We start from the raw sequence: 17,776 nt of genomic DNA, 5'->3' as shown, positions 1-17,776 counted from the left end.
CCCTTGTAACTTCGTCATCCATGACAAAATTATAAGTATGTAGGAGATAATTCCCTCGTCGCAATTTATTGAAGTGAGTGAGAGATCCATGAGGGAGGTTCGTGATGCTCTCTCTAAAAATCCTTAGAATGTTTTTTAGTCTTATGCTGATAGAGTTAAGAACTCTGCCAGGCATGTGATCGTGTGCGATCCAGTTCCTTGAGACTCGAAGGCCACGTTGTCTTTAATATCGTTTCCAGCGATGTCCGAGTCTTTCATACTGCTCATTCCCCAGATGCAATTTTCCCATGCCGTCTGTTCGAAATTGCAATCTGTAAATCGTGAGAATTTGAACTTGCAATTAATGAACATGCAATTAATGAAGAGCGAGTTCTCAATCTGGGTCCCAAAAAAGGTACAGTTTTCGAAGATAACGTCCTCGTAAACCATGTCTTTCAGTAAGCTTCCAGAGATAATTGCATCTTGATAAGTCACTGATTTTACAGTCTTGTTTTCAAGTGTCTGATATGACGTCTCACCTAATTTTTCTTCAAGCTCAGCATATAAGTCATTGATAAAATAAGTAAGAGTTTCCATATCGACCTCTTGTTTGGGACGATTTCTCGTCCTTTTCCTGACGCCAGAATACCAAAATAGACCAATTGCGTCAAGTAATAAAATTGCATCAAGAAATTATTTTGCAATCCGATAATGCTTTTGGGCAGTTAGAAAAGGGGAAAATTGCATGGCAGAATTTAGACGCAATAAAATCGAGATGTTCCTGGGTGTGGTCAGGAAATACATGCAAATGCGTGGGCCTATGTCGCAAAAAGAGCTCGCTGAGCAGACTGACGTAGGGATCTCTACCATGAGCCGTTTTCTCTCTCAGAAGACAACGGAACTAAACCCTCAGCTAATTGCTAAAATCACCGCTAAACTCAATATTCCCCTCCATGAGATGATTGATTTTGTCGAAGAGGACTTTGCAGACCGATTTATAAGACTGGTGAAGTTTTATAAAGACGAACTCTCTGAAGAAAATATCGACGTGGCAGAACTCACCGATTCGGCCCCGGACCCTGGAACGCAGAAAAATATCAATCATACGACTACGTCAGAAAGAAGAGTGGCCGATGAGGATAGAAGAGAGACGACCAGGGAGATCTTAAAGGAGGAGAAAACCTCTCCTAAAGATCGATCGGATAAAAGTATCAGAGAAAAATTGGAGAGCTTAACACCCCGTCAGAGAGCTTTTATGACGGAGTTCTTAAACCTGAAACTGGAAGAGCGCGACTTGATTGTAGATGTCGGCAATAACATGTTCCAGTACTTCAAGATGAAAGGTATGGATATATGATCTCTTTAAGAAAAATCATCTGTCTTCTGTGTCTGGTGCCGGCCATTTCTATGGCCACGCCTAAAAAGATCGAAATGATTTTTCTTTCACCTAAAAAAGTGTCCATGATCCTGGAGCTTTTAGATAAAAAACAATCTATTTCAATGTCTTCTCACCTGGCCCAAAACGATGACCCTCATTGTGTGCCAATGGGTGATGGATGTTTTCACCCTCAACTCGGCTATATTGAAAAGAAAGTGGAAACTCCTCCTTCAGCTGAAGCCGCAAAAGAAGCGGCAGAAGATAAAAAAGCAGAGCTTAAAACTTTCAACGCACTTGAAACGAGTTTAGTAAACTGTGATAAAAATAATTACTTTGATATCTTCTGCGGGAAAGAAAAAGGTGATGCGCCTCCGGCAGAGATTGAAATCTGGTTTGATATTTCTTCTTCTCTAAAGTCGGTGGACTACAACCGCGAACCGGATAGATGTGGACGAAGATCATTTATGGAAGCTGTGATAAAAGGCTGTAAGAGCAAAGTGCGCGCTTCTGTCTACAATACGTCTATCAAAGAGGTGGGGGATTTCTCCAGCGTTTGTATGTCGTATGGAACTAACGATCAAAAAAGACTTCTTAGCTGGATGAAAGACTCCAAGGCCAAACATTTACTCATTGTCACTGATATCGATGAAATGTCAGTGGAGATGCGCGAATTCCTGGAAAGTAACGGGGCGAAAATGACTGGTGACGGTGTAAAAGCTTTTACTAGTGATGATCTCGTTGACTATGCAAAAGATTTTACTAAAATGTGCAAATAATGGCACATACACTTTTTTCTAACCTCATTGACTGGTCTAAGCACCAATACTCTCACTTACCGTGGAGAGAGAAGAGAACACTCTATAAGACGTTGGTGTCTGAAATCATGCTTCAGCAAACAACAGTAGGGACAGTTCTCAATCACTTCGAAAGATTTTTGGGAGAGTACCCGACGATTGAAGCGCTTGCTGATACAACTGAAGAGCAAGTGTGCATTTCGTGGAAGGGATTAGGTTATTATCGCCGTGCCAGAAACCTTCGCAATCTTGCTATTCAGATCGTCGATAAATACGACGGAAAAATTCCAACTAAGCTTGATGACTTAATGGCCCTCAAAGGGATTGGACCTTATACGGCCAATGCTATAGTTGCTATCGGTGCAGATAAAAAGGCCTTGGCGGTTGATGCTAACCTGGAAAGAGTGCTGGCGCGCTTTTACGGAGTAGATATTGAGAAAGGGCCAAAGCTTCAGAAAAAACTTTGGAATGATTTTGAACACAAAAAAATTCTTGCTGAGATGGATGGACTGAGTGCTCGCGCACTTAATGAAGCATTCATGGACCTGGGGAGAATTGTTTGTCAGGCGAGAAAAGCGACTTGTATGATTTGTCCGCTTAATAGTGCTTGTAAAGCAAAACAAAGTGGTGATCCTCTTTCTTTTCCGCGAGAAGGAGAGAAAAAAGAGAGTGAAGATTTATTCATTAAGCTCTTAAGAGTTGTGGTGACAGATAAAAAGAAAATTCTGGTTTATCAAAAAGGTGCGCGCGAGTGGCTTTCTGGTCAATGGGAAGTGCCAACGTTTATTCTTGAAACTAATGATGAGACACTTAAGCAGTACCCACATTTAAAAATCAAAAAAGATTTTGAAAAATTCCCGATGATAAAAACGGGAATCACCAAATACAATATTCAAAACTACATTCTGGAAACTTCATTGGAAGAATTCGAAAAGATGACCAAGAAAATTGATGTCGAGTACGAGTTTAAAACGAATGATGCAAAATTGAATGTGTCGACGGCGACGTTGAAAGTGATCAAAGCGATCACTAGGAAATAAAACCGAGAAAAGGTGTAAGCCGGATCCTGTTTTCAACCATCATTCATCTAGGGCCTGCGTTACCACAGGCCTCGAGCACTCTACCCGTATAGCATCGGAGGTGGCACCCCCTAGTCCTCTATTGCTAAAAGACGCCTATACCTATTTGAGCTTGCACCACGTAGAGTTTACCTGGTTTCACTACAGCATTACCTGTACATACTTTCTGTTGCACTTGTCCTCACCTCGCGATGGACGGCCGTTAGCCGCTACGTTGCCATGTGGTGTCCGGACTTTCCTCCCGTCTTTGTATTGCTACAAAGGCCAGCGATGATTCCCCCTTCTCGGTAGAGGGGTTATCGGATAAGTGGCGTTAGACGTCAATAGGGAGAGGAATTATTGCTGAAGAAAAGGAAAATTTACTTTGTGCGGGTACAGATTCTGCACGTTTTTGAAGATCGCTTTCGCGTAATTTACTTTAGCGTTGCCTTCTTCACCGTTATAAATCTGTAGCGCTTGATAGTAGGTTTCACTCAAAGGAAGGTCTACTTCAGCTCTTGCTGACCTGTTATCAACGTAGGCCACGTAAGTCTTAAGTAAAATGGCCCCATAAGTGACGGCCGTTGGGATATCAGTTTTGATTTCTTCTTTTAAAAGATTGAAAAAATCCGGGTCTTCGGGAGTTGCCGAAACGCGGTTCCATAAATCCACCCATCCTGGATCAATGCAGTCGCGGATTTTTGAGCTGTAATACAAAATAGCGTTTTCAGTTGCGCCTTCTTTACCTCTGATTCCCAACTGGTCGTTGACTTCTTTGAAACCAACAGAAGTAAATTGGGTCAGACCTGCAGCGTTTGTCGGACTGACAGCATCTCTTTTAAATGTAGACTCTTTTTGAATCAATCCAGTTAATAACCATGGATCAATTTTTAAACATTCAGAAACTTTTAAAACATTGCTGGCAATGGCAACAGCTTCTTCTCTAGGAACTCTGTGATTTGTTTTTAAAATGTATTTGATGAGGTGGTCTTCACTCGGAGTCAGGCGCATTAGAGTGAAGTCTTTCATGACTGCTTCACCAGAGAGACGATAGCCTTTATCGGCGATCTCCTGTGTGTGGCCTGGTTGAGATAAAACGAAAGTCAGTAGGGTTAAAGTCTTTTTCATCATGGCATCTTCTAGCTTAAGAAAAATACCAATGCCTAGGGGAGGGTGTAATTTTTTTAGGTTGTAAGTAGTGGGAAATTGTTAATAGACCCGTGCCGTTTCGGGAATAAGTAGCCTTCCGCAGTTTGGGCAGGTCTCAATTGAGCGCCCTTCGTCCAGGGAGTTCTTAAGCATGGAGTCTGTCAGCATATGGCAGGCATTGCACTTTTTATCGATTAAGTAACCGACCGGGCGGCTTTTAGGTGCAAACTTTTTTTCAAGTTCAAGGTAGAGCGATTTTAAACTCGGATGACATAAATCAGTGAGTGACTCAATTCGTTTGTTGCGATTATCGATGATCATTTGCTCTTTAGCGACATTGTCTCTGACTTCTATTTTGATGGATTCAAGAGTTGTGAGCGAGCCTTTCATGAAGTCTTCATTTTCTTTGATCTGATTTTGAATCTCTTCGCTTTTTTCCAGCTTCTCAAAATAGAGAGCTTCGTTGCTTTCGATATCTTTTTTCACAGTCGCAATCTGACTTTCAAAAGCGAGTTGCTCTTTTTCAGTCGCGGCCATACTTAGTTGTGAAGTGAGTTTATTGAGACGCAGTTGCCAGTCTTCGATTTGATACTGACTTTCTTCGAGCTTGAGATTTTTTTCTTCCAGGCGCAACTCTTCATTTTGTAACAAAGTCTTGCTACGACGCTGCTCTAAGTCGGATATTCTCTTGTTTTCGCTGCTAATTCTCTCGAGATTTTGTTGATTTTCCCTCTTTAGGGCCTCAATTTCGATTAAATGCCTAAAGCTCTCGAGGAACATGACCGATGCTTCCTTGTTTTTGCCTGGTGCTTTTGAGTATAATGGTCACTATATGCGTGGAAATAGCTTTGGTAAAATGTTTTCTTTGACGAGCTTTGGCGAGTCACATGGCCCGGCAATGGGTGTAGTGATTGACGGAGTTCCAGCTGGGCTTTCAGTTTCACTGGAAGACTTGCAGCGCGAATTAGACAGGAGAGCTCCTGGAAAAATCGCTGGAACAACTTCAAGAAATGAAGACGACAAAGCGGTTATTCTCTCTGGTGTCTTTGAGGGGAAAACTCTCGGAACACCAATTGCTGTTATCGTTCACAATACAAATCAAAAAAGTGCTGACTACGATAAGTTAAAAGAAGAACATCGTCCTGGACACGCCGATAAGACGACCATGATGAAATACGGTATCCGCGATCATCGCGGAGGCGGACGTTCTTCAGGAAGAGAGACTCTCTCGCGCGTAGTGGCCGGGTATTTTGCAGGCCTTGTGCTTCCACAGGTAAAAGTAAAAGCTTATGTAAGCCTGCTTGGACCATTTGAACACAAAGAGATTTTAAAAGATTTATCAGCAGACCTAAGTCCTTATTCATTTCCTGATACAAAGAGAAATGATGAGATAAAAAAATACCTTGAGGATTTAAAAACTCAGGGAGAGTCAGTTGGTGGAAGAGTCCGCATCGTTGTGGAGAATTCACCTGTAGGATTAGGAGAGCCAGCCTTTGACAAATTAAAGGCGGATTTCGCTAAAGCACTTCTTTCAATTGGAGCTGTCGTGTCTTTCTCTTATGGTTTAGGAGAAGAGATGGCGCTGATGAAGGGATCAGCTGTTTCAAATACGGCCAATGCTTTTGGCGGAATGGAAGGCGGGATTTCTAATGGTGAGAAAATGGTGATGACCATTACCTTCAAGCCAACCTCAACAGTGGGGGATAAGGCCAAAGAGGGACGCCATGATCCGTGCATTATCCCTAGGGCCATTCCAGTAGTGGAGGCCATGGTGAAAGTAGTGCTGGCGGATCATTTTTTAAGACAGAACGCATACCAGATTTAAAAATATATTAAGAAAAGAGTTTGAATGAAGACAGAAATTAAGAATGTAGAATTAGAAAATATTGTTGAAGAAATTAACCAACTGCAAACGGATACCGTTTTAATTATTGCTGATCACCATGTCTGGAGTCTTTACTCAAAAGACATCCTTCTGGAAAAAATTGAAAATAAAAAAGTCCTTTTCTGGAAAGCTGCTGATGGTGAGAAAGTTAAAAACATTAACGATTTCCAAAGTGCAGTAGAGTTTTTCCTGGATAAAGGAATTCACAGAAATGCTCACCTGATCGTTATTGGTGGTGGAGCTACGTCTGATTTCGGAGGACTTGTGGCGGCCACTATCCTTCGTGGAATTAAGTGGAGTATTGTCCCGACAACTCTTCTTTCAATGGTTGATGCAAGTATTGGTGGGAAGGTTGCGATTAACTCTAAATCAGGAAAAAACCTGATTGGAGCTTTTCATTTGCCGACAAATGTCTGGATCTGCCCTAAGTTTATCGAGACTCTAACTCCTGTTGAAAAAAACAGTGGTATGGGTGAAATCCTTAAGTACTGTTTCCTGGATTACACAATCTATGACCTGGTCATTAGAAAAACTGACATGGGACAAATCATTGATGCCTGTGCAAAATACAAAGAAAAACTTACGGAAGAAGATCTAAAGGAAACGGGAGTGAGAAGACTTCTGAACCTTGGGCATTCTTTTGGTCATGCAGTAGAGTTTATCTACAACATCCCTCACGGAGAGGCGGTGATGTGGGGAATGTCCCTTCTGTTTAAACTTTTTGGAACAGAGAAAAACTTAAATGATATCACGGCCCTTAAAAAGGCGTTGGAAATGCCTGGTGAGAACTCACCATGGTTTAACAAGGAATTCCCGATTGAGAAGATCATGCTGTATCTTTCAAAAGATAAAAAGATCAGTGCACTTAGCTCAATTGACCTGGTTATGATCAAAGATATTGGAAACGCCGATATCGAAACAAAAACGTTTGATGAAATTCAAGCGGTGCTGGAAGCCAATAAAGATGAACTTAGAAAATTCACTTTATAAGGCTCGCCCTCTTAAGAAATTCGACAAAGAAATCATTTTACCGACAAGTAAATCCCACTCCAATCGCGCTCTGATCCTGGGCGCGATTCGCGGTGGCAATTTTAAAGTTCACAATCTTTCTACTTCTACAGATGTCACTCATTTATTAAATGCTTTTAAGAAAATTGGTCTTCGAATCCGTCAAAATGGATCGACGGTGGTTTTTGAGAATTCATTCCCTGAATGTGAGAAGGAATCGAGTGGAGATGTTATTGAACTAATGACAGGAGATGGTGGGACGACCAATCGTTTTCTTATTGCTCTTCTCGCGCGCGGGAAAAAGGAATACCATCTTCGTCCTTCTGAGAAAATGAATGAGCGTCCGATTGAAGACCTCATTGTTCCGCTTAAAAAAATGAGCGTGAGCATAGTATGCAATCAAGATAAGAATAATCCAGAGGCATGGATCAAAATGAAGGGCCCTGCTTCTCTTTACAATACAACCAAGCTGGAAGTCGATTGCTCAAAAAGCACCCAATTTGCTTCGGCCTTAATGCTGGCGTTTTCTAATATCCCGCTAAAGTTTGAATTCTTAAATTTAAAAGCTTCAGAAGCGTATTTAAAAATGACTTCGCAGGTAATTAAAAAGGCCACGGAAGGAAATTCTTATACCATTCCAGTGGATTTTAGCTCGCTTGGTTATCCGGCTGCACTCGCGGCCTTAATGGGAAGAGTGCTGATTAAAAATTGCCTGGAGATTGATTCATTCCAGGCGGATTCATCGTTTATTGAACTTTTAAAAGAAATTGGTGCTCACCGTGCACTTTCTAATGATGGCCTGGAAATCAAGAAAGGAAGCGCTTTAAAGGCGTTCTCTTTTGATGTTTCAACGGCCCCTGATCTTTTTCCAACATTAGTTTTTCTTGCTGCGCACATAGAAGGGGAGAGTACATTTTCTAAACTTGAAGTTTTGCAGTTTAAAGAAAGTGACCGCCTGCTGGAAATGGTGAAGATGATGAAGTCTTTTGGAGTGGAGTTCACCCACTTCCCTGAGAACGACTCCATGACGATTAAGGGTTCATCTAAAACTTATCCAGAAGTAACGATTCACCCTGTCCGCGACCACCGCATTGTTATGGCCGCAGCGCTTTTTATGTGGAAAAACTCTGGCGGAATGCTAGGGGAAGTCGACTGCATAGAAAAATCTTTCCCAAATTTCCTGTCGTTGTTAGAATAGATCTCATTAGTGAGGTCTATATGAAAAAAATCATTTTATTAGCGTCTGTATTATTCTCATCAACATTACTTGCCAGCACTTCGTGGAGTGACCTGGAGCTTTACGATCAATACAAATCAACTCAAGACATTGCGTTTGAAAACGGAGTGGTTCTGCCAGCTGGTCAAACGTATGAACTACGTCAAATTGAGCCGCTTACCATCCCTGGCTACCCCATGTTCTATCTTCAGTTTCACCAAATGAACTGTGTGAATGTAGACCAGACAGCGGAGATGTCTCTTCTGGAAGTTAAAGGCGGGACAGTTCTGGGAATCGACCTGGAAGAAGGCTGCAATGTAGGAATGTACCTTGAAGTGAAGGATTACTACAAAGACAGCGCTTTCGAATAAGTCTTATTTTTGAATTTGGGCTTTCATTAATCGTGAAAGCTCAAATGTATCATCGCATCTGAAATAATCATTTCCTACACCACGCCCGACCGGCTTTAGTTTTTTCGTGATAATTCTGTGATCTTCTAAAATTTCTTCTGCAATGTGAACTTTTACCACTTCGCCGGTAATGATCATGCCAGCTCCCGGCTTATCGCCGTAGCTTAAGTGGTCACGGTAAACGCATTCAAAGTGAATCAGGCATTCTTTAATTCTTTTAGCTTTGATTTTTTCAGAGTCAATCGGAGTTAATCCTGAAAGAACAAACTCATCTTCGCCATAAGGAAGTTCAGTTGAAGTCATATTGATTTTTTCAATGATGCCAACGCTCGCGATATTAATAACAAATTCTTTTTCGCGAAAGATGTTTCTTGGAGTGTCTTTGATTGTTCCAGTGCTTGAGCGGATCATTGGACAAAAAGCAACGATCATCGGGCTTGCTGAAACGGCCGTGAAAAAAGAGAAAGGGGCAACATTGTTTGTTCCACTTTCATTGACTGTTGAAACAACGGCGATCGGACGCGGAAGAATAGAGCCAATTAAAAACTTATAATTGTCAGCAAATGCTCCATTTGTATCAAAAGACTTCATTGTCACGCGAAAACCCCGGTTATTTAAATAATCTTGATACAACTCTAACAAAGTTCTACCGAGATTTTAACACTCAATATGTAAATCATTGTGTTTAAATTTTATTAATATCTTACAAGGATGTTTCGTTGTTAGACTTAGCGCTACCTTTAGTGACTCCACCTTTCCCGGTTGCCGAAAGGCTTTTGGGATTGGATTTTCTAGAAGAGCTGGTGGGAATGGATTCCCAGACGAAGAATGTCGAAGGCGTTAACCGCGTTCAGAGAAAAATTGCTCTAAAACTGCAGGAATTAGGTTTTAGTTGCAGCTTTATTCCCAACCTTGAATCAGAGACAGGTGATTTACTCTACGCTGTTAAACCAGGTGAAACAAGTGAGCAAATCAGTTTTATTGGACATGCAGACACTGTATGCTCTCCAGACCAAGATTTTTATTTTAAAATTCATTACGCTTCACAAACTTTGACCGGGCCAGGAATTGGCGACGACAAAGGAAGCATTGTAATGGCCCTTGAATCACTAAGAAGCTTTTTTGCTGCTCATCCTACCCATCGTCACACTTATGCTTTTGTTTGCTCACCATGTGAAGAAACAGGCTCAATTGGTTTTCACAGCTTCTTTAAAGAAGTGGGAGAAAAATCAAAAATTGTTTTTGGATTAGAGCCGGCCCTCTTTAATGGATCGCTGATCTCATCTCGAAATGGAAACCGTTGGTACAATATCAGTATCAAAGGTAAAGCAAGCCATGCAGGCCGTTTTGGTGAACCTTTTATCAATGCCGCTCACCATGCCTGTGAGTTTATTTCCAAACTCCATCCGTTCAACGACATCGACAACAAAATTAAAGTCAATGTCGGGACAATGAGAGGGGGAATGGACCGCTACAATGTGATTTGCGACACTATGGAAATCAAATTAGACACTCGATTTCCAAGTTTAGAGGCCAGAGACGAGATCGATCAGGCAATTAGAAGTCTGATCGATAACTCTTCAGTGGAGTGTTTCTACACCAAAGAGCAGTGCCAGACTGCCATTGAAATTGTCGATGACTGCCCACCACTGCCGTTGCAACCGGATCATCATCCGCTTCTTTTAAAATATATTGAGGTGATTGAAGAGATTGAAGGAGAAAGGTGTGAGCTTGAGCACTCAGGAGGTGCTGCTGACATCAATTATTTCGCCAGACCAGGACTGATTTATCTTGATGGAGTGGGGCCAAAAACAAAAGGCATGCACACTAAAAATGAAGAAATGTGTTTAAAGAGTTTTTACTCTCGCCAATATGCTCTTACTAAAATGCTTACTCTCTTGGAGAAAGGAGATTTTTATGACAACTAGTTCTCAAATTGCTTGCATTCACTCAGGACACAAGCTGCACGACGAATGGATGTTGTATATTTCACCGCGCTTTTTAACTTATAGTCCAAAACATCCGCTTTTTATTAAGACTCAAAACTACACACTTAAAACAGCTAATCATCTTTCAGAACTGGTTGAGCTCTTCCGCATGAGACACCATATTTTCTTCAATGAAACAGGAATCACAGATGACCACAACCTGGATTTAGATGACTTTGATTCTCTTTGTGACCATCTGGTAATCCGTTCAAATCAAACGGGAGAAATTTGCGGCACCTACCGCATGCTCTCAAGTGCCCACACATCAAAGTTTTACTCGCAAGGTGAATTCAGCCTGGATGCTTTCGTTCAATCTGAAGGAGTCAAGCTGGAGCTGGGAAGGGCCTGCATTCATCCGGAACATAGAAATGGAGCCGTTATTGATCTTCTTTGGAGAGGAATCGGTGAGTATGCAAGGCTTACGAATGCTAGTTACCTTTTTGGATGTAGCAGTGTGATGACTGTCTCTCCTGTTATGGCCAAAGCGATCGTAAAGACCATGAAAGCTAACAATATGACATCAGAAGAATTTGCGATTAAGCCAACAACTAAATATAAAATGAGCCTCTCTAAAGTGACAGGTGAAGATATTTTCGAAGAGAAATTCATCATGGGGCAAATTCCTTCATTGCTTCGCAGTTATATCAATGCGGGAGCAAAAGTTTTTGGGCATCCGGCACTGGATAAAGATTTCCAATGCATCGATTTTTTGACTATACTTAATCTCAAAGAACTCAATTCTTCTTATGAGAAGAGGTATTTTAAAAAGTCGGAAGGTTAATGGCCCTGGTGAGACTATTTATTCGGACACTCTTTTTTGTCATTGCCCTAATAGGGTACTTTCTTGTCTCGTTTACTATTTTCGCTTTTGCCGGGTTTAGCTTTGAGCGCGCAAGGCCTTTTTTAACCAAAGTGATTTCGCTGACGAGTCGAGTTGGGTTAAAAATTTTCAATGTAAAAGTAAGAAAGAATTTTGCTCCTATTGATCCCGATGAAAATTACCTAATTGTTTCCAATCATCTTTCTTACCTCGATATTTTGATTATCAGTTCTTATTTTCCGACATGTTTTGTGACTTCTAATGAAATGAAGGAAACTCCTTTTTTAGGTCATCTATGCATGCTTGGCGGGTGTTTATTTGTGGAAAGAAGAAGCCGATCAGGACTAACGGCGGAAGTTCAGGAGCTAAGTAATGCTCTTAGTGATGGTCTGAATGTCGTGATTTTTCCAGAAGCTACAAGCACTAATGGCGAAGCAGTGATCCGCTTTAGAAGACCTTTGTTTCAAGCAGCCGTGAACTCTCACTCAAAAGTTCTTCCTGTATGTTTAAATTACCGCACACTTGATGGCGAAAGACTCACTCTTAAAAACCGCGATAAAGTCTTTTGGTACGGCGATATGGCCTTTTTAGGTCATGCTCTAAAGCTTTTCAGTCATAAAAACGTTGTGGCCGAACTGACGGTTATGAAAAGCCTGAATGCTGATGATTTTGAAAGTAAAAATGATTTGGCGGAGAAATGTTTTGAGCTGGTGAGTGAAGAGTATCAAATCATCACTCACGCAGTCTAAATTAGAACCAAGATTTCCAGTAATCTTTATTTTCGTTTTTCATAAACCATTCTGATGGGATCAGTGGTCTTTTCGCATCGATCATCACCGCAAATTCGTCAGTGAAAGTTTTGCTCTCACTATTTTTAAACGCCTTAGGGTGTGGCCCGTGGTGAATCCCTTGTGGGTGGAAAGTTAAAGCACCGGCATCAATATTATCGCGCGAGAAGAAGTTTCCTTGGTGATAAAAAAGCACTTCATCAAAATCGATATTTGAATGGTAGAAAGGAACTTTAAGCACTCCGTGAGATGAGTCTTCCAGCGGTCTTTCAACAAATGAGCAAACAACAAAGTTTTTACAAACGAAAGTTGTATGAGCACTTGGTGGCATGTGGTAGCGGTGACTCATAACCGGACAGAAATCATAAATAGAAAGTTTAAATGGGTAAACTGACCCTTTCCATCCTGAGACACAAAGAGGGTTGTATGGGTAAGTCACAGTCGTGATTTTTCCCAGGCGCTTAATTTCAACCTTGTACTCTTTTTTATCTTGCTCGCTTCCGTAAGCAGCTGTTGGAACAACGATCGCGGTTTGATCGTAAAGAGCGTTGGGCCCAAGCATACCGCGTTCTGGTTGCTCGAATTCTGAGCGAGATTCAACTTTAAAGATTTTCGTTTCTGTTTTCAGGTAAAGCTTATAAGTGGTTCCACGTGGGATCACGATGTAGTCACCTTTAACGTAATCAAGATGACCGTAAACTGTTTCAATAGTTCCTGTTCCATCGTGGATGAAATACATCTCATCAAAGTCAGCACTGCGGTAGAAGTTTTTAAATGATTCAGTGTAGTGGCCGATATTTAAAACGACATCGTCATTTGAAAGAATGGTGATGAATTCGTTTTTGGCGGCATTGTCATACATTGGTGGCTGGCAGCGAGGCTTTAGGTCACCTTCGATGTTGCTCCATCCGACCGGTGGTTTTTGGTGATAAAGGTGAGAGACTCTACCAAAGAAACCATCTCTTCCGTGTTCTTCTTCAAAATGGCCTTCAGGCACCTTGACGTGAGCTTGTTTAGTATGAATTCCAGACGATTTAAAATTTTCCATAGTCCTCATTTTGACCCAAACCAAAGGCCCTCGTGAAGTAAAAAAGGTCTTTTGAATCGCGCAAATACACTATTTTCAGCAAATAGCTGACCTTTTTGCTCGGTGACATAAATCAATATTTTTCTTTTAAATTTTTAAACAGTTAACCGATCAAAGGTAAGGAAATCTTAAAGGAAGTATTATGAAGCTTAATTTATCGCTATCAACAAAACTTTTTATCAACAATATTTTTTACGCCATTCCAATCTTGGTGTTGTTGTATTTGATGTTTAATTCATACGACAAAGATTTAGTATTTGGTAGAAAAGAACAAATGGGAAATGAGATTCAAAGAACAACGATGAATCTGATTAATCTTGTCGTCGAAAATAAGAAATACACTCCGGCGATGGGGCCTTTGATGGCGGATGTGTTAAAGCAGTTTAATAAGTTTGAAAGTGATCTTCTTTTAGATGATGGGTCTCTTGCTGAACGCAAGCGCGATCATATCAATAAAGTTGCTCTAACAAAAACATTTGAGGATTTTAAAGCGAATAAAGCTGAACCTTATAAAGTTCTAAAAGACCTTCGCGACCTGGTTGTCCATACGGGAGATACATCAAACCTGATTCTTGACCCGGATCTGGATTCATATTATTTGATGGATATTACATTGCTGGCCGCACCTCAAATTGCAGATCGTTTTTATGAAGTAGATGGACTCCTGGCAGATTTTGCAGCGAAATCAACTGTTCCTATGACTACGGAGGAGCAGGTTAAGATGGCCGTCTTTCTTTCAATGTTAAGAGAGTCAGACTGGGGGCGTATTTATGCAGATGCAGGTACATCAATCAATGAAGACAAAAACTTCTATGGTGTAAATTCAAAGCTACAAAAAGAAGTAAAAGAGCAAGGCGATAAAGCTGATGCTCAATTTAAACAATACTTTGCTCTTTTAGAAGAAATCTCAAAAGGAAATAAAGCAAAGGCCATCGAAGCTCATGCGATGACTCCGAAAATGGTAGAAACGGCCCATGGATTTTATCTTTTAACAAATGAAGTTTTAACAGAGCTTCTTTTAACCAGAGATGGATCGATTGTTGATGCAAGAAATAAAGCGACATCAATTGGTATTGGCGCGATTTTAATTGCCCTGATTGTTTCAATTGCAACATCTAAAAACTTCAAAGAAGGCTCAAAGAGAATTTCAACGGCCTTAAGACAGTTAACTGGAGCAGTGGCCATCAATGCTGACGCCAGTGAAAAGTTAACAGAGTCTTCAAACAGCCTTTCTTCTGTTTCTTCCCAACAGGCCGCTGCTGTTCAGGAAACGGTGAGCTCTCTGCATGAGATCAATGCCATGTCAGAGAAAAATTTTGAAAGTATCAAGATCTCTTCGATGAAATCAGAAGAAGGAAAAGAGCAGGCGATTAACGGTAAAGAGTCTATTTATAAAATGGCCTCGACGATTAAAGAAATCGCTGAAAGCAACCAGGAATTCTTCAAGGAGATTAACTCGAGCAGTGAAGAGTTAAAAACAATTATTAAAATTATTTCTGATATCAGCGAAAGAACAAAAGTGATTAACGATATCGTTTTCCAGACAAGACTTCTATCTTTCAATGCTTCTGTAGAAGCAGCGAGAGCTGGAGAACATGGGAAAGGGTTTGCGGTCGTTGCTGAAGAAATTGGAAAACTTGCTTCGGTTAGCGGGGCTTCGGCTAAAGAAATTAACGATATCCTTTCACTTGCCAACACACAGGTCGAAAGCATTATTACGAAAATGAGTTCGCGCGTTGTTGAACTTACCGCTAAAGCAAGTGCTCAACTTGATTCTGGTGAGCGCATTACAAAAGAATGTGTGACTTCATTAAATGAAATTGTAGATAACATCACAGAGTTAAGCTCGATGATGAATGAAATCTCTATGGCGATTACTGAGCAGACTAAAGGGTATTCAGAAATCACCAGAGCTATTGATCAGATTGATGAAGGTGTTCACCATGGTCTTGGGTTATCTCAGGAAACATCAGAGCATGCCCAGAAACTTACTGGTCAGGTTGTTGAGCTTAAGAGAATTGTAGGAACGATTGAAAGAGAAGTTTTGGGAGTGGAGCAAGCCGCTTAATAAAGCGACTTGTGCCCAACCTTATTGATTAATTTTCCGATTTGTTCAATTTCTAATTCGATAACGTCTCCGGGCTTGATCCACTGGTCAAGCTCGAGACCACAACCTGTCCCGACTGTTCCCGAACCAAAGAAGTCCCCAGCTAAAATCCATTCATCGCGAGAAACGTGCTCGATCATTTGCGCCCATGTAAACTGAGCATCACCCGAACGTCCGCGCGACCATTCTTTGCCGTTGATTTTTGCCGTCATAAGAAGATCAGGTTCTGTTGTATCGAATTCATCAGCAGTCACAATCACTGGTCCAATCACAGAGCAGAAGTCTTTTGCTTTGGCCGGTCCTAGTCTAACTGTCATTTCTTTTTTCTGAATATCGCGGGCAGAAACATCATTTAAAATAGTGAACCCAAAAATGTGTTTGTGTGCATCTTTTGCTTTGATGTTTTTTCCATCGAGACCAACAACCATTCCTAGTTCTAGTTCATAGTCTAAAACGTCAGTGTATGAAGGCCATAGGATGTCTTTATCTGGTCCAATGAATCCAGCCGTCGCTCCTTTGTAATAAACAGGAAGCTCATACCATGCCGGAGGAATCGGCTCATTTCTTTTTTTGAAGCCGGTTGCCACGTGTTTTTCGTGCACGAAGAAATCGCGGTAAGTTTCAATTTTATCAAGTGGAGCTGTAAGAGAAATACTTTTATCCATTTCAATTAAATACTTTGTTCCGTCTTCCATGTTGAAGCAGCCGCACTTTTCCAAGAAAAGCATTAAACCCCAGGCTTCATGGAGAACTTCTTTTGGATTTTCTCTAGTGCGAAGAAGAGCATTTAAAGAAGGTGGACAGTGAATATTAGCGCGCTCTCTGGCATTGAAGCGTCCTTCTCTTTCAAAGTCACAAGCAAAAACAAAGTTTGGATCAAGAATGACAGTGTCGCTAACCAGGATTCCTAAACGTTTCTCAGTTCCTAATGAATGACGGTGTAAGTAAGTGACGACTCTCATTTTTTAGGTCTCCCGTAACGTTTATTGTACTCAGGTAGAATGGCTTCCATGGCCTTGAAGAAATGGCTCATCTCTCTTTTTGTTCCAAGTGAAACGCGAACATAGTCCGGCATTTCATTGGCCTTAAGTTGCCTGATAATGACCCCTTTATCAAGTAGGCTGTCAAACATATAGCGTGAAGCTTCTTCAGAACCGGTTTTAAAAGCAATGAAGTTTGCCACCGATTTGATTGGGTTGAATTCGTGTTTTGTTAAGAAGTCGAAAGTCTCAGCATATCTTCTCTGGTTATTCACAACCGTTCTTCTTAAATGCGGTTTATCGTGAATCGCGCCAGCTGCTCCCATTTGAGCGATAAGACCTGGCTCAAAAGGAAGTTTAACTTTATGGAGATTGGCAATTAGGTCTTCATGTCCAAAACCATAACCAATTCTGATTCCCGAAAGACCATAAGCTTTAGAGAATGTTCTTAAAGTCAGAACGTTGTCATAGCGGTAGTCCATTGAGTTTGGATAATCTTCTTTTCCAATAGCAAATTCAAAGTAAGCTTCATCTAAAATAACCAGAACATGTTTTGGAACATACGACATAAGAATGTCGAATTCTGTTTTAGTGATATAAGTGCCGGTTGGATTGTTTGGGTTGCAGATGTAGATGACTTTCGTTTTTTTAGTGATGCTTTTTCCTAGAGCGATAACATCAAAACGATAATCTTCAGTTAAAGGAACAGTTTTTAGGATGGCCCCAACGCTTCTGGCGATGATGCTAAATCCGATAAAACTATTCTGGCATGTCAGGACTTCCTGACCTGCTTGAATGAAAGCGCGGGCGATGTAGGCCATGATTCCTTCAGAGCCGTTTCCAAGAATAATGTTTTCGTGTTTAAGTTTGTAGAGTTTTGAAAGAGAGCTCTTAAGCATGTAAGCGTTCATGTCCGGGTAGCGGTGAACATCCCAAAGAGCATTGGTCATCGCTTTGATGGCAAAAGGAGATGGCCCAAGTGGGTTTTCGTTACTTGCCAGCTTTGAAACGCGGGTTAAACCCTTTTCGCGGGTCAATTCATCAATAGGTTTTCCTGCTTGATAAACAGTTAGATTACGAACATAGTCAGGTACTAGGGTTTGGATTTGATCAGAAATTTCCGACATAA

General features: G+C 41.1%; 18 protein-coding genes and 1 other RNA gene. 11 read left to right on the top strand and 8 right to left on the bottom strand.

The features are described from left to right. Positions 1 to 141: 141 nt before the first annotated feature. Positions 142 to 576, bottom strand: coding sequence for a pentapeptide repeat-containing protein (locus AC6JA8_RS17430; protein WP_497974943.1), 435 nt, complete (start codon positions 574 to 576; stop codon positions 142 to 144). A 148-nt stretch (positions 577 to 724) separates the two neighbouring features. Between AC6JA8_RS17430 and AC6JA8_RS17425 the strand changes: the two genes are divergently transcribed. The 3 genes from AC6JA8_RS17425 to AC6JA8_RS17415 are packed head-to-tail and all read left to right on the top strand — an operon-like array spanning position 725 to position 3,191. Continuing rightward, positions 725 to 1,336, top strand: a complete 612-nt coding sequence (locus AC6JA8_RS17425; protein ID WP_497974942.1) for a helix-turn-helix domain-containing protein — start codon at positions 725 to 727, stop codon at positions 1,334 to 1,336. Then, the gene (locus AC6JA8_RS17420) at positions 1,333 to 2,133 is read left to right on the top strand and encodes a hypothetical protein (RefSeq protein WP_497974941.1); all 801 of its coding nucleotides are present in this window, start codon (positions 1,333 to 1,335) and stop codon (positions 2,131 to 2,133) included. Before AC6JA8_RS17425 ends, AC6JA8_RS17420 begins: the two co-directional genes overlap by 4 nt. Further along, on the top strand, positions 2,133 to 3,191 hold the full coding sequence (locus tag AC6JA8_RS17415) for an A/G-specific adenine glycosylase (protein WP_497974940.1): 1,059 nt from the start codon (positions 2,133 to 2,135) through the stop codon (positions 3,189 to 3,191). Before AC6JA8_RS17420 ends, AC6JA8_RS17415 begins: the two co-directional genes overlap by 1 nt. Here AC6JA8_RS17415 and rnpB read toward each other — a convergent pair. The 3 genes from rnpB to AC6JA8_RS17400 form a co-directional block, all read right to left on the bottom strand. Further along, positions 3,191 to 3,517: RNase P RNA component class A (gene rnpB, locus AC6JA8_RS17410), an RNA gene on the bottom strand. The two genes, AC6JA8_RS17415 and rnpB, sit on opposite strands and share 1 nt — an antisense overlap. A gap of 49 nt (positions 3,518 to 3,566) precedes the next feature. Beyond that, positions 3,567 to 4,340 carry a transglycosylase SLT domain-containing protein gene (locus tag AC6JA8_RS17405; RefSeq protein WP_497974939.1) on the bottom strand — a complete coding sequence of 258 codons (774 nt, stop codon included), beginning with the start codon at positions 4,338 to 4,340 and terminating at the stop codon, positions 3,567 to 3,569. 78 nt (positions 4,341 to 4,418) lie between these two features. Then, entirely contained in the window at positions 4,419 to 5,009 is a 591-nt protein-coding gene (locus AC6JA8_RS17400) for a zinc ribbon domain-containing protein (RefSeq protein WP_497974938.1), read from the bottom strand. 181 nt (positions 5,010 to 5,190) lie between these two features. On the opposite strand from AC6JA8_RS17400, the gene aroC reads away from it, so the two are divergent. Genes aroC through AC6JA8_RS17380 form a run of 4 tightly spaced genes read left to right on the top strand, consistent with a single transcriptional unit; the run spans position 5,191 to position 8,838 of the window. Next, positions 5,191 to 6,183: a chorismate synthase gene (aroC, locus tag AC6JA8_RS17395; RefSeq protein WP_497974937.1), complete on the top strand. Its 993-nt coding sequence runs from the start codon at positions 5,191 to 5,193 to the stop codon at positions 6,181 to 6,183. Between the two features lie 24 nt (positions 6,184 to 6,207). Further along, positions 6,208 to 7,233 carry a 3-dehydroquinate synthase gene (locus tag AC6JA8_RS17390; RefSeq protein ID WP_102245081.1) on the top strand — a complete coding sequence of 342 codons (1,026 nt, stop codon included), beginning with the start codon at positions 6,208 to 6,210 and terminating at the stop codon, positions 7,231 to 7,233. Further along, positions 7,208 to 8,449 carry a 3-phosphoshikimate 1-carboxyvinyltransferase gene (locus AC6JA8_RS17385; protein ID WP_497974936.1) on the top strand — a complete coding sequence of 414 codons (1,242 nt, stop codon included), beginning with the start codon at positions 7,208 to 7,210 and terminating at the stop codon, positions 8,447 to 8,449. The genes AC6JA8_RS17390 and AC6JA8_RS17385 overlap by 26 nt, the downstream gene beginning before the upstream one ends. Positions 8,450 to 8,469: 20 nt before the next feature. Then, a complete protein-coding gene (locus AC6JA8_RS17380) occupies positions 8,470 to 8,838 on the top strand; it encodes a hypothetical protein (protein ID WP_497974935.1) in 369 nt (122 codons plus the stop codon). A 3-nt stretch (positions 8,839 to 8,841) separates the two neighbouring features. Here the strand turns inward: AC6JA8_RS17380 and AC6JA8_RS17375 are convergent, their stop codons facing one another. Beyond that, positions 8,842 to 9,468: a flavin reductase family protein gene (locus AC6JA8_RS17375; RefSeq protein ID WP_497976890.1), complete on the bottom strand. Its 627-nt coding sequence runs from the start codon at positions 9,466 to 9,468 to the stop codon at positions 8,842 to 8,844. A gap of 128 nt (positions 9,469 to 9,596) precedes the next feature. On the opposite strand from AC6JA8_RS17375, the gene AC6JA8_RS17370 reads away from it, so the two are divergent. From AC6JA8_RS17370 to AC6JA8_RS17360, 3 genes are read left to right on the top strand one after another with little or no spacing between them, the layout of a single operon-like run. Continuing rightward, the gene (locus AC6JA8_RS17370; RefSeq protein WP_497974934.1) at positions 9,597 to 10,805 is read left to right on the top strand and encodes a M20/M25/M40 family metallo-hydrolase; all 1,209 of its coding nucleotides are present in this window, start codon (positions 9,597 to 9,599) and stop codon (positions 10,803 to 10,805) included. Next, positions 10,795 to 11,646 (top strand): GNAT family N-acetyltransferase, encoded by an 852-nt coding sequence (locus tag AC6JA8_RS17365; RefSeq protein WP_497974933.1) that lies wholly within the window; start codon positions 10,795 to 10,797, stop codon positions 11,644 to 11,646. The genes AC6JA8_RS17370 and AC6JA8_RS17365 overlap by 11 nt, the downstream gene beginning before the upstream one ends. Next, positions 11,646 to 12,434: a lysophospholipid acyltransferase family protein gene (locus AC6JA8_RS17360; protein ID WP_497974932.1), complete on the top strand. Its 789-nt coding sequence runs from the start codon at positions 11,646 to 11,648 to the stop codon at positions 12,432 to 12,434. Before AC6JA8_RS17365 ends, AC6JA8_RS17360 begins: the two co-directional genes overlap by 1 nt. 1 nt (position 12,435) lies before the next feature. Here the strand turns inward: AC6JA8_RS17360 and AC6JA8_RS17355 are convergent, their stop codons facing one another. Further along, positions 12,436 to 13,521 (bottom strand): homogentisate 1,2-dioxygenase, encoded by a 1,086-nt coding sequence (locus AC6JA8_RS17355; RefSeq protein WP_497974931.1) that lies wholly within the window; start codon positions 13,519 to 13,521, stop codon positions 12,436 to 12,438. A gap of 181 nt (positions 13,522 to 13,702) precedes the next feature. Between AC6JA8_RS17355 and AC6JA8_RS17350 the strand changes: the two genes are divergently transcribed. Next, the gene (locus AC6JA8_RS17350) at positions 13,703 to 15,628 is read left to right on the top strand and encodes a methyl-accepting chemotaxis protein (protein ID WP_497974930.1); all 1,926 of its coding nucleotides are present in this window, start codon (positions 13,703 to 13,705) and stop codon (positions 15,626 to 15,628) included. Here the strand turns inward: AC6JA8_RS17350 and AC6JA8_RS17345 are convergent. Together AC6JA8_RS17345 and hisC are read right to left on the bottom strand one after the other, a co-directional pair. After that, positions 15,625 to 16,629: a fumarylacetoacetate hydrolase family protein gene (locus AC6JA8_RS17345; RefSeq protein ID WP_497974929.1), complete on the bottom strand. Its 1,005-nt coding sequence runs from the start codon at positions 16,627 to 16,629 to the stop codon at positions 15,625 to 15,627. The two genes, AC6JA8_RS17350 and AC6JA8_RS17345, sit on opposite strands and share 4 nt — an antisense overlap. Then, on the bottom strand, positions 16,626 to 17,774 hold the full coding sequence (gene hisC, locus AC6JA8_RS17340) for a histidinol-phosphate transaminase (protein WP_497974928.1): 1,149 nt from the start codon (positions 17,772 to 17,774) through the stop codon (positions 16,626 to 16,628). Before hisC ends, AC6JA8_RS17345 begins: the two co-directional genes overlap by 4 nt. Positions 17,775 to 17,776: the final 2 nt, after the last annotated feature.

Source organism: Bacteriovorax sp. HI3, from assembly GCF_059738875.1.
The sequence above is the reverse complement of the archived record's forward strand: the minus strand, read 5'-3'. Positions and strand labels throughout refer to the sequence as shown.

Excerpts from the sequence above, each read along its gene's own strand:
- AC6JA8_RS17355 (WP_497974931.1), bottom strand. The coding sequence starts at position 13,521 with ATGGAAAATTTTAAATCGTCTGGAATTCATACTAAACAAGCTCACGTC.
- AC6JA8_RS17365 (WP_497974933.1), top strand. The coding sequence starts at position 10,795 with ATGACAACTAGTTCTCAAATTGCTTGCATTCACTCAGGACACAAGCTG.
- aroC (WP_497974937.1), top strand. The coding sequence starts at position 5,191 with ATGCGTGGAAATAGCTTTGGTAAAATGTTTTCTTTGACGAGCTTTGGC.
- AC6JA8_RS17350 (WP_497974930.1), top strand. The coding sequence starts at position 13,703 with ATGAAGCTTAATTTATCGCTATCAACAAAACTTTTTATCAACAATATT.
- hisC (WP_497974928.1), bottom strand. The coding sequence starts at position 17,774 with ATGTCGGAAATTTCTGATCAAATCCAAACCCTAGTACCTGACTATGTT.
- AC6JA8_RS17430 (WP_497974943.1), bottom strand. The coding sequence starts at position 576 with ATGGAAACTCTTACTTATTTTATCAATGACTTATATGCTGAGCTTGAA.
- AC6JA8_RS17415 (WP_497974940.1), top strand. The coding sequence starts at position 2,133 with ATGGCACATACACTTTTTTCTAACCTCATTGACTGGTCTAAGCACCAA.
- AC6JA8_RS17420 (WP_497974941.1), top strand. The coding sequence starts at position 1,333 with ATGATCTCTTTAAGAAAAATCATCTGTCTTCTGTGTCTGGTGCCGGCC.
- AC6JA8_RS17390 (WP_102245081.1), top strand. The coding sequence starts at position 6,208 with ATGAAGACAGAAATTAAGAATGTAGAATTAGAAAATATTGTTGAAGAA.
- AC6JA8_RS17405 (WP_497974939.1), bottom strand. The coding sequence starts at position 4,340 with ATGATGAAAAAGACTTTAACCCTACTGACTTTCGTTTTATCTCAACCA.
- AC6JA8_RS17360 (WP_497974932.1), top strand. The coding sequence starts at position 11,646 with ATGGCCCTGGTGAGACTATTTATTCGGACACTCTTTTTTGTCATTGCC.
- AC6JA8_RS17375 (WP_497976890.1), bottom strand. The coding sequence starts at position 9,468 with ATGAAGTCTTTTGATACAAATGGAGCATTTGCTGACAATTATAAGTTT.
- AC6JA8_RS17385 (WP_497974936.1), top strand. The coding sequence starts at position 7,208 with ATGAACTTAGAAAATTCACTTTATAAGGCTCGCCCTCTTAAGAAATTC.
- AC6JA8_RS17380 (WP_497974935.1), top strand. The coding sequence starts at position 8,470 with ATGAAAAAAATCATTTTATTAGCGTCTGTATTATTCTCATCAACATTA.
- AC6JA8_RS17425 (WP_497974942.1), top strand. The coding sequence starts at position 725 with ATGGCAGAATTTAGACGCAATAAAATCGAGATGTTCCTGGGTGTGGTC.
- AC6JA8_RS17345 (WP_497974929.1), bottom strand. The coding sequence starts at position 16,629 with ATGAGAGTCGTCACTTACTTACACCGTCATTCATTAGGAACTGAGAAA.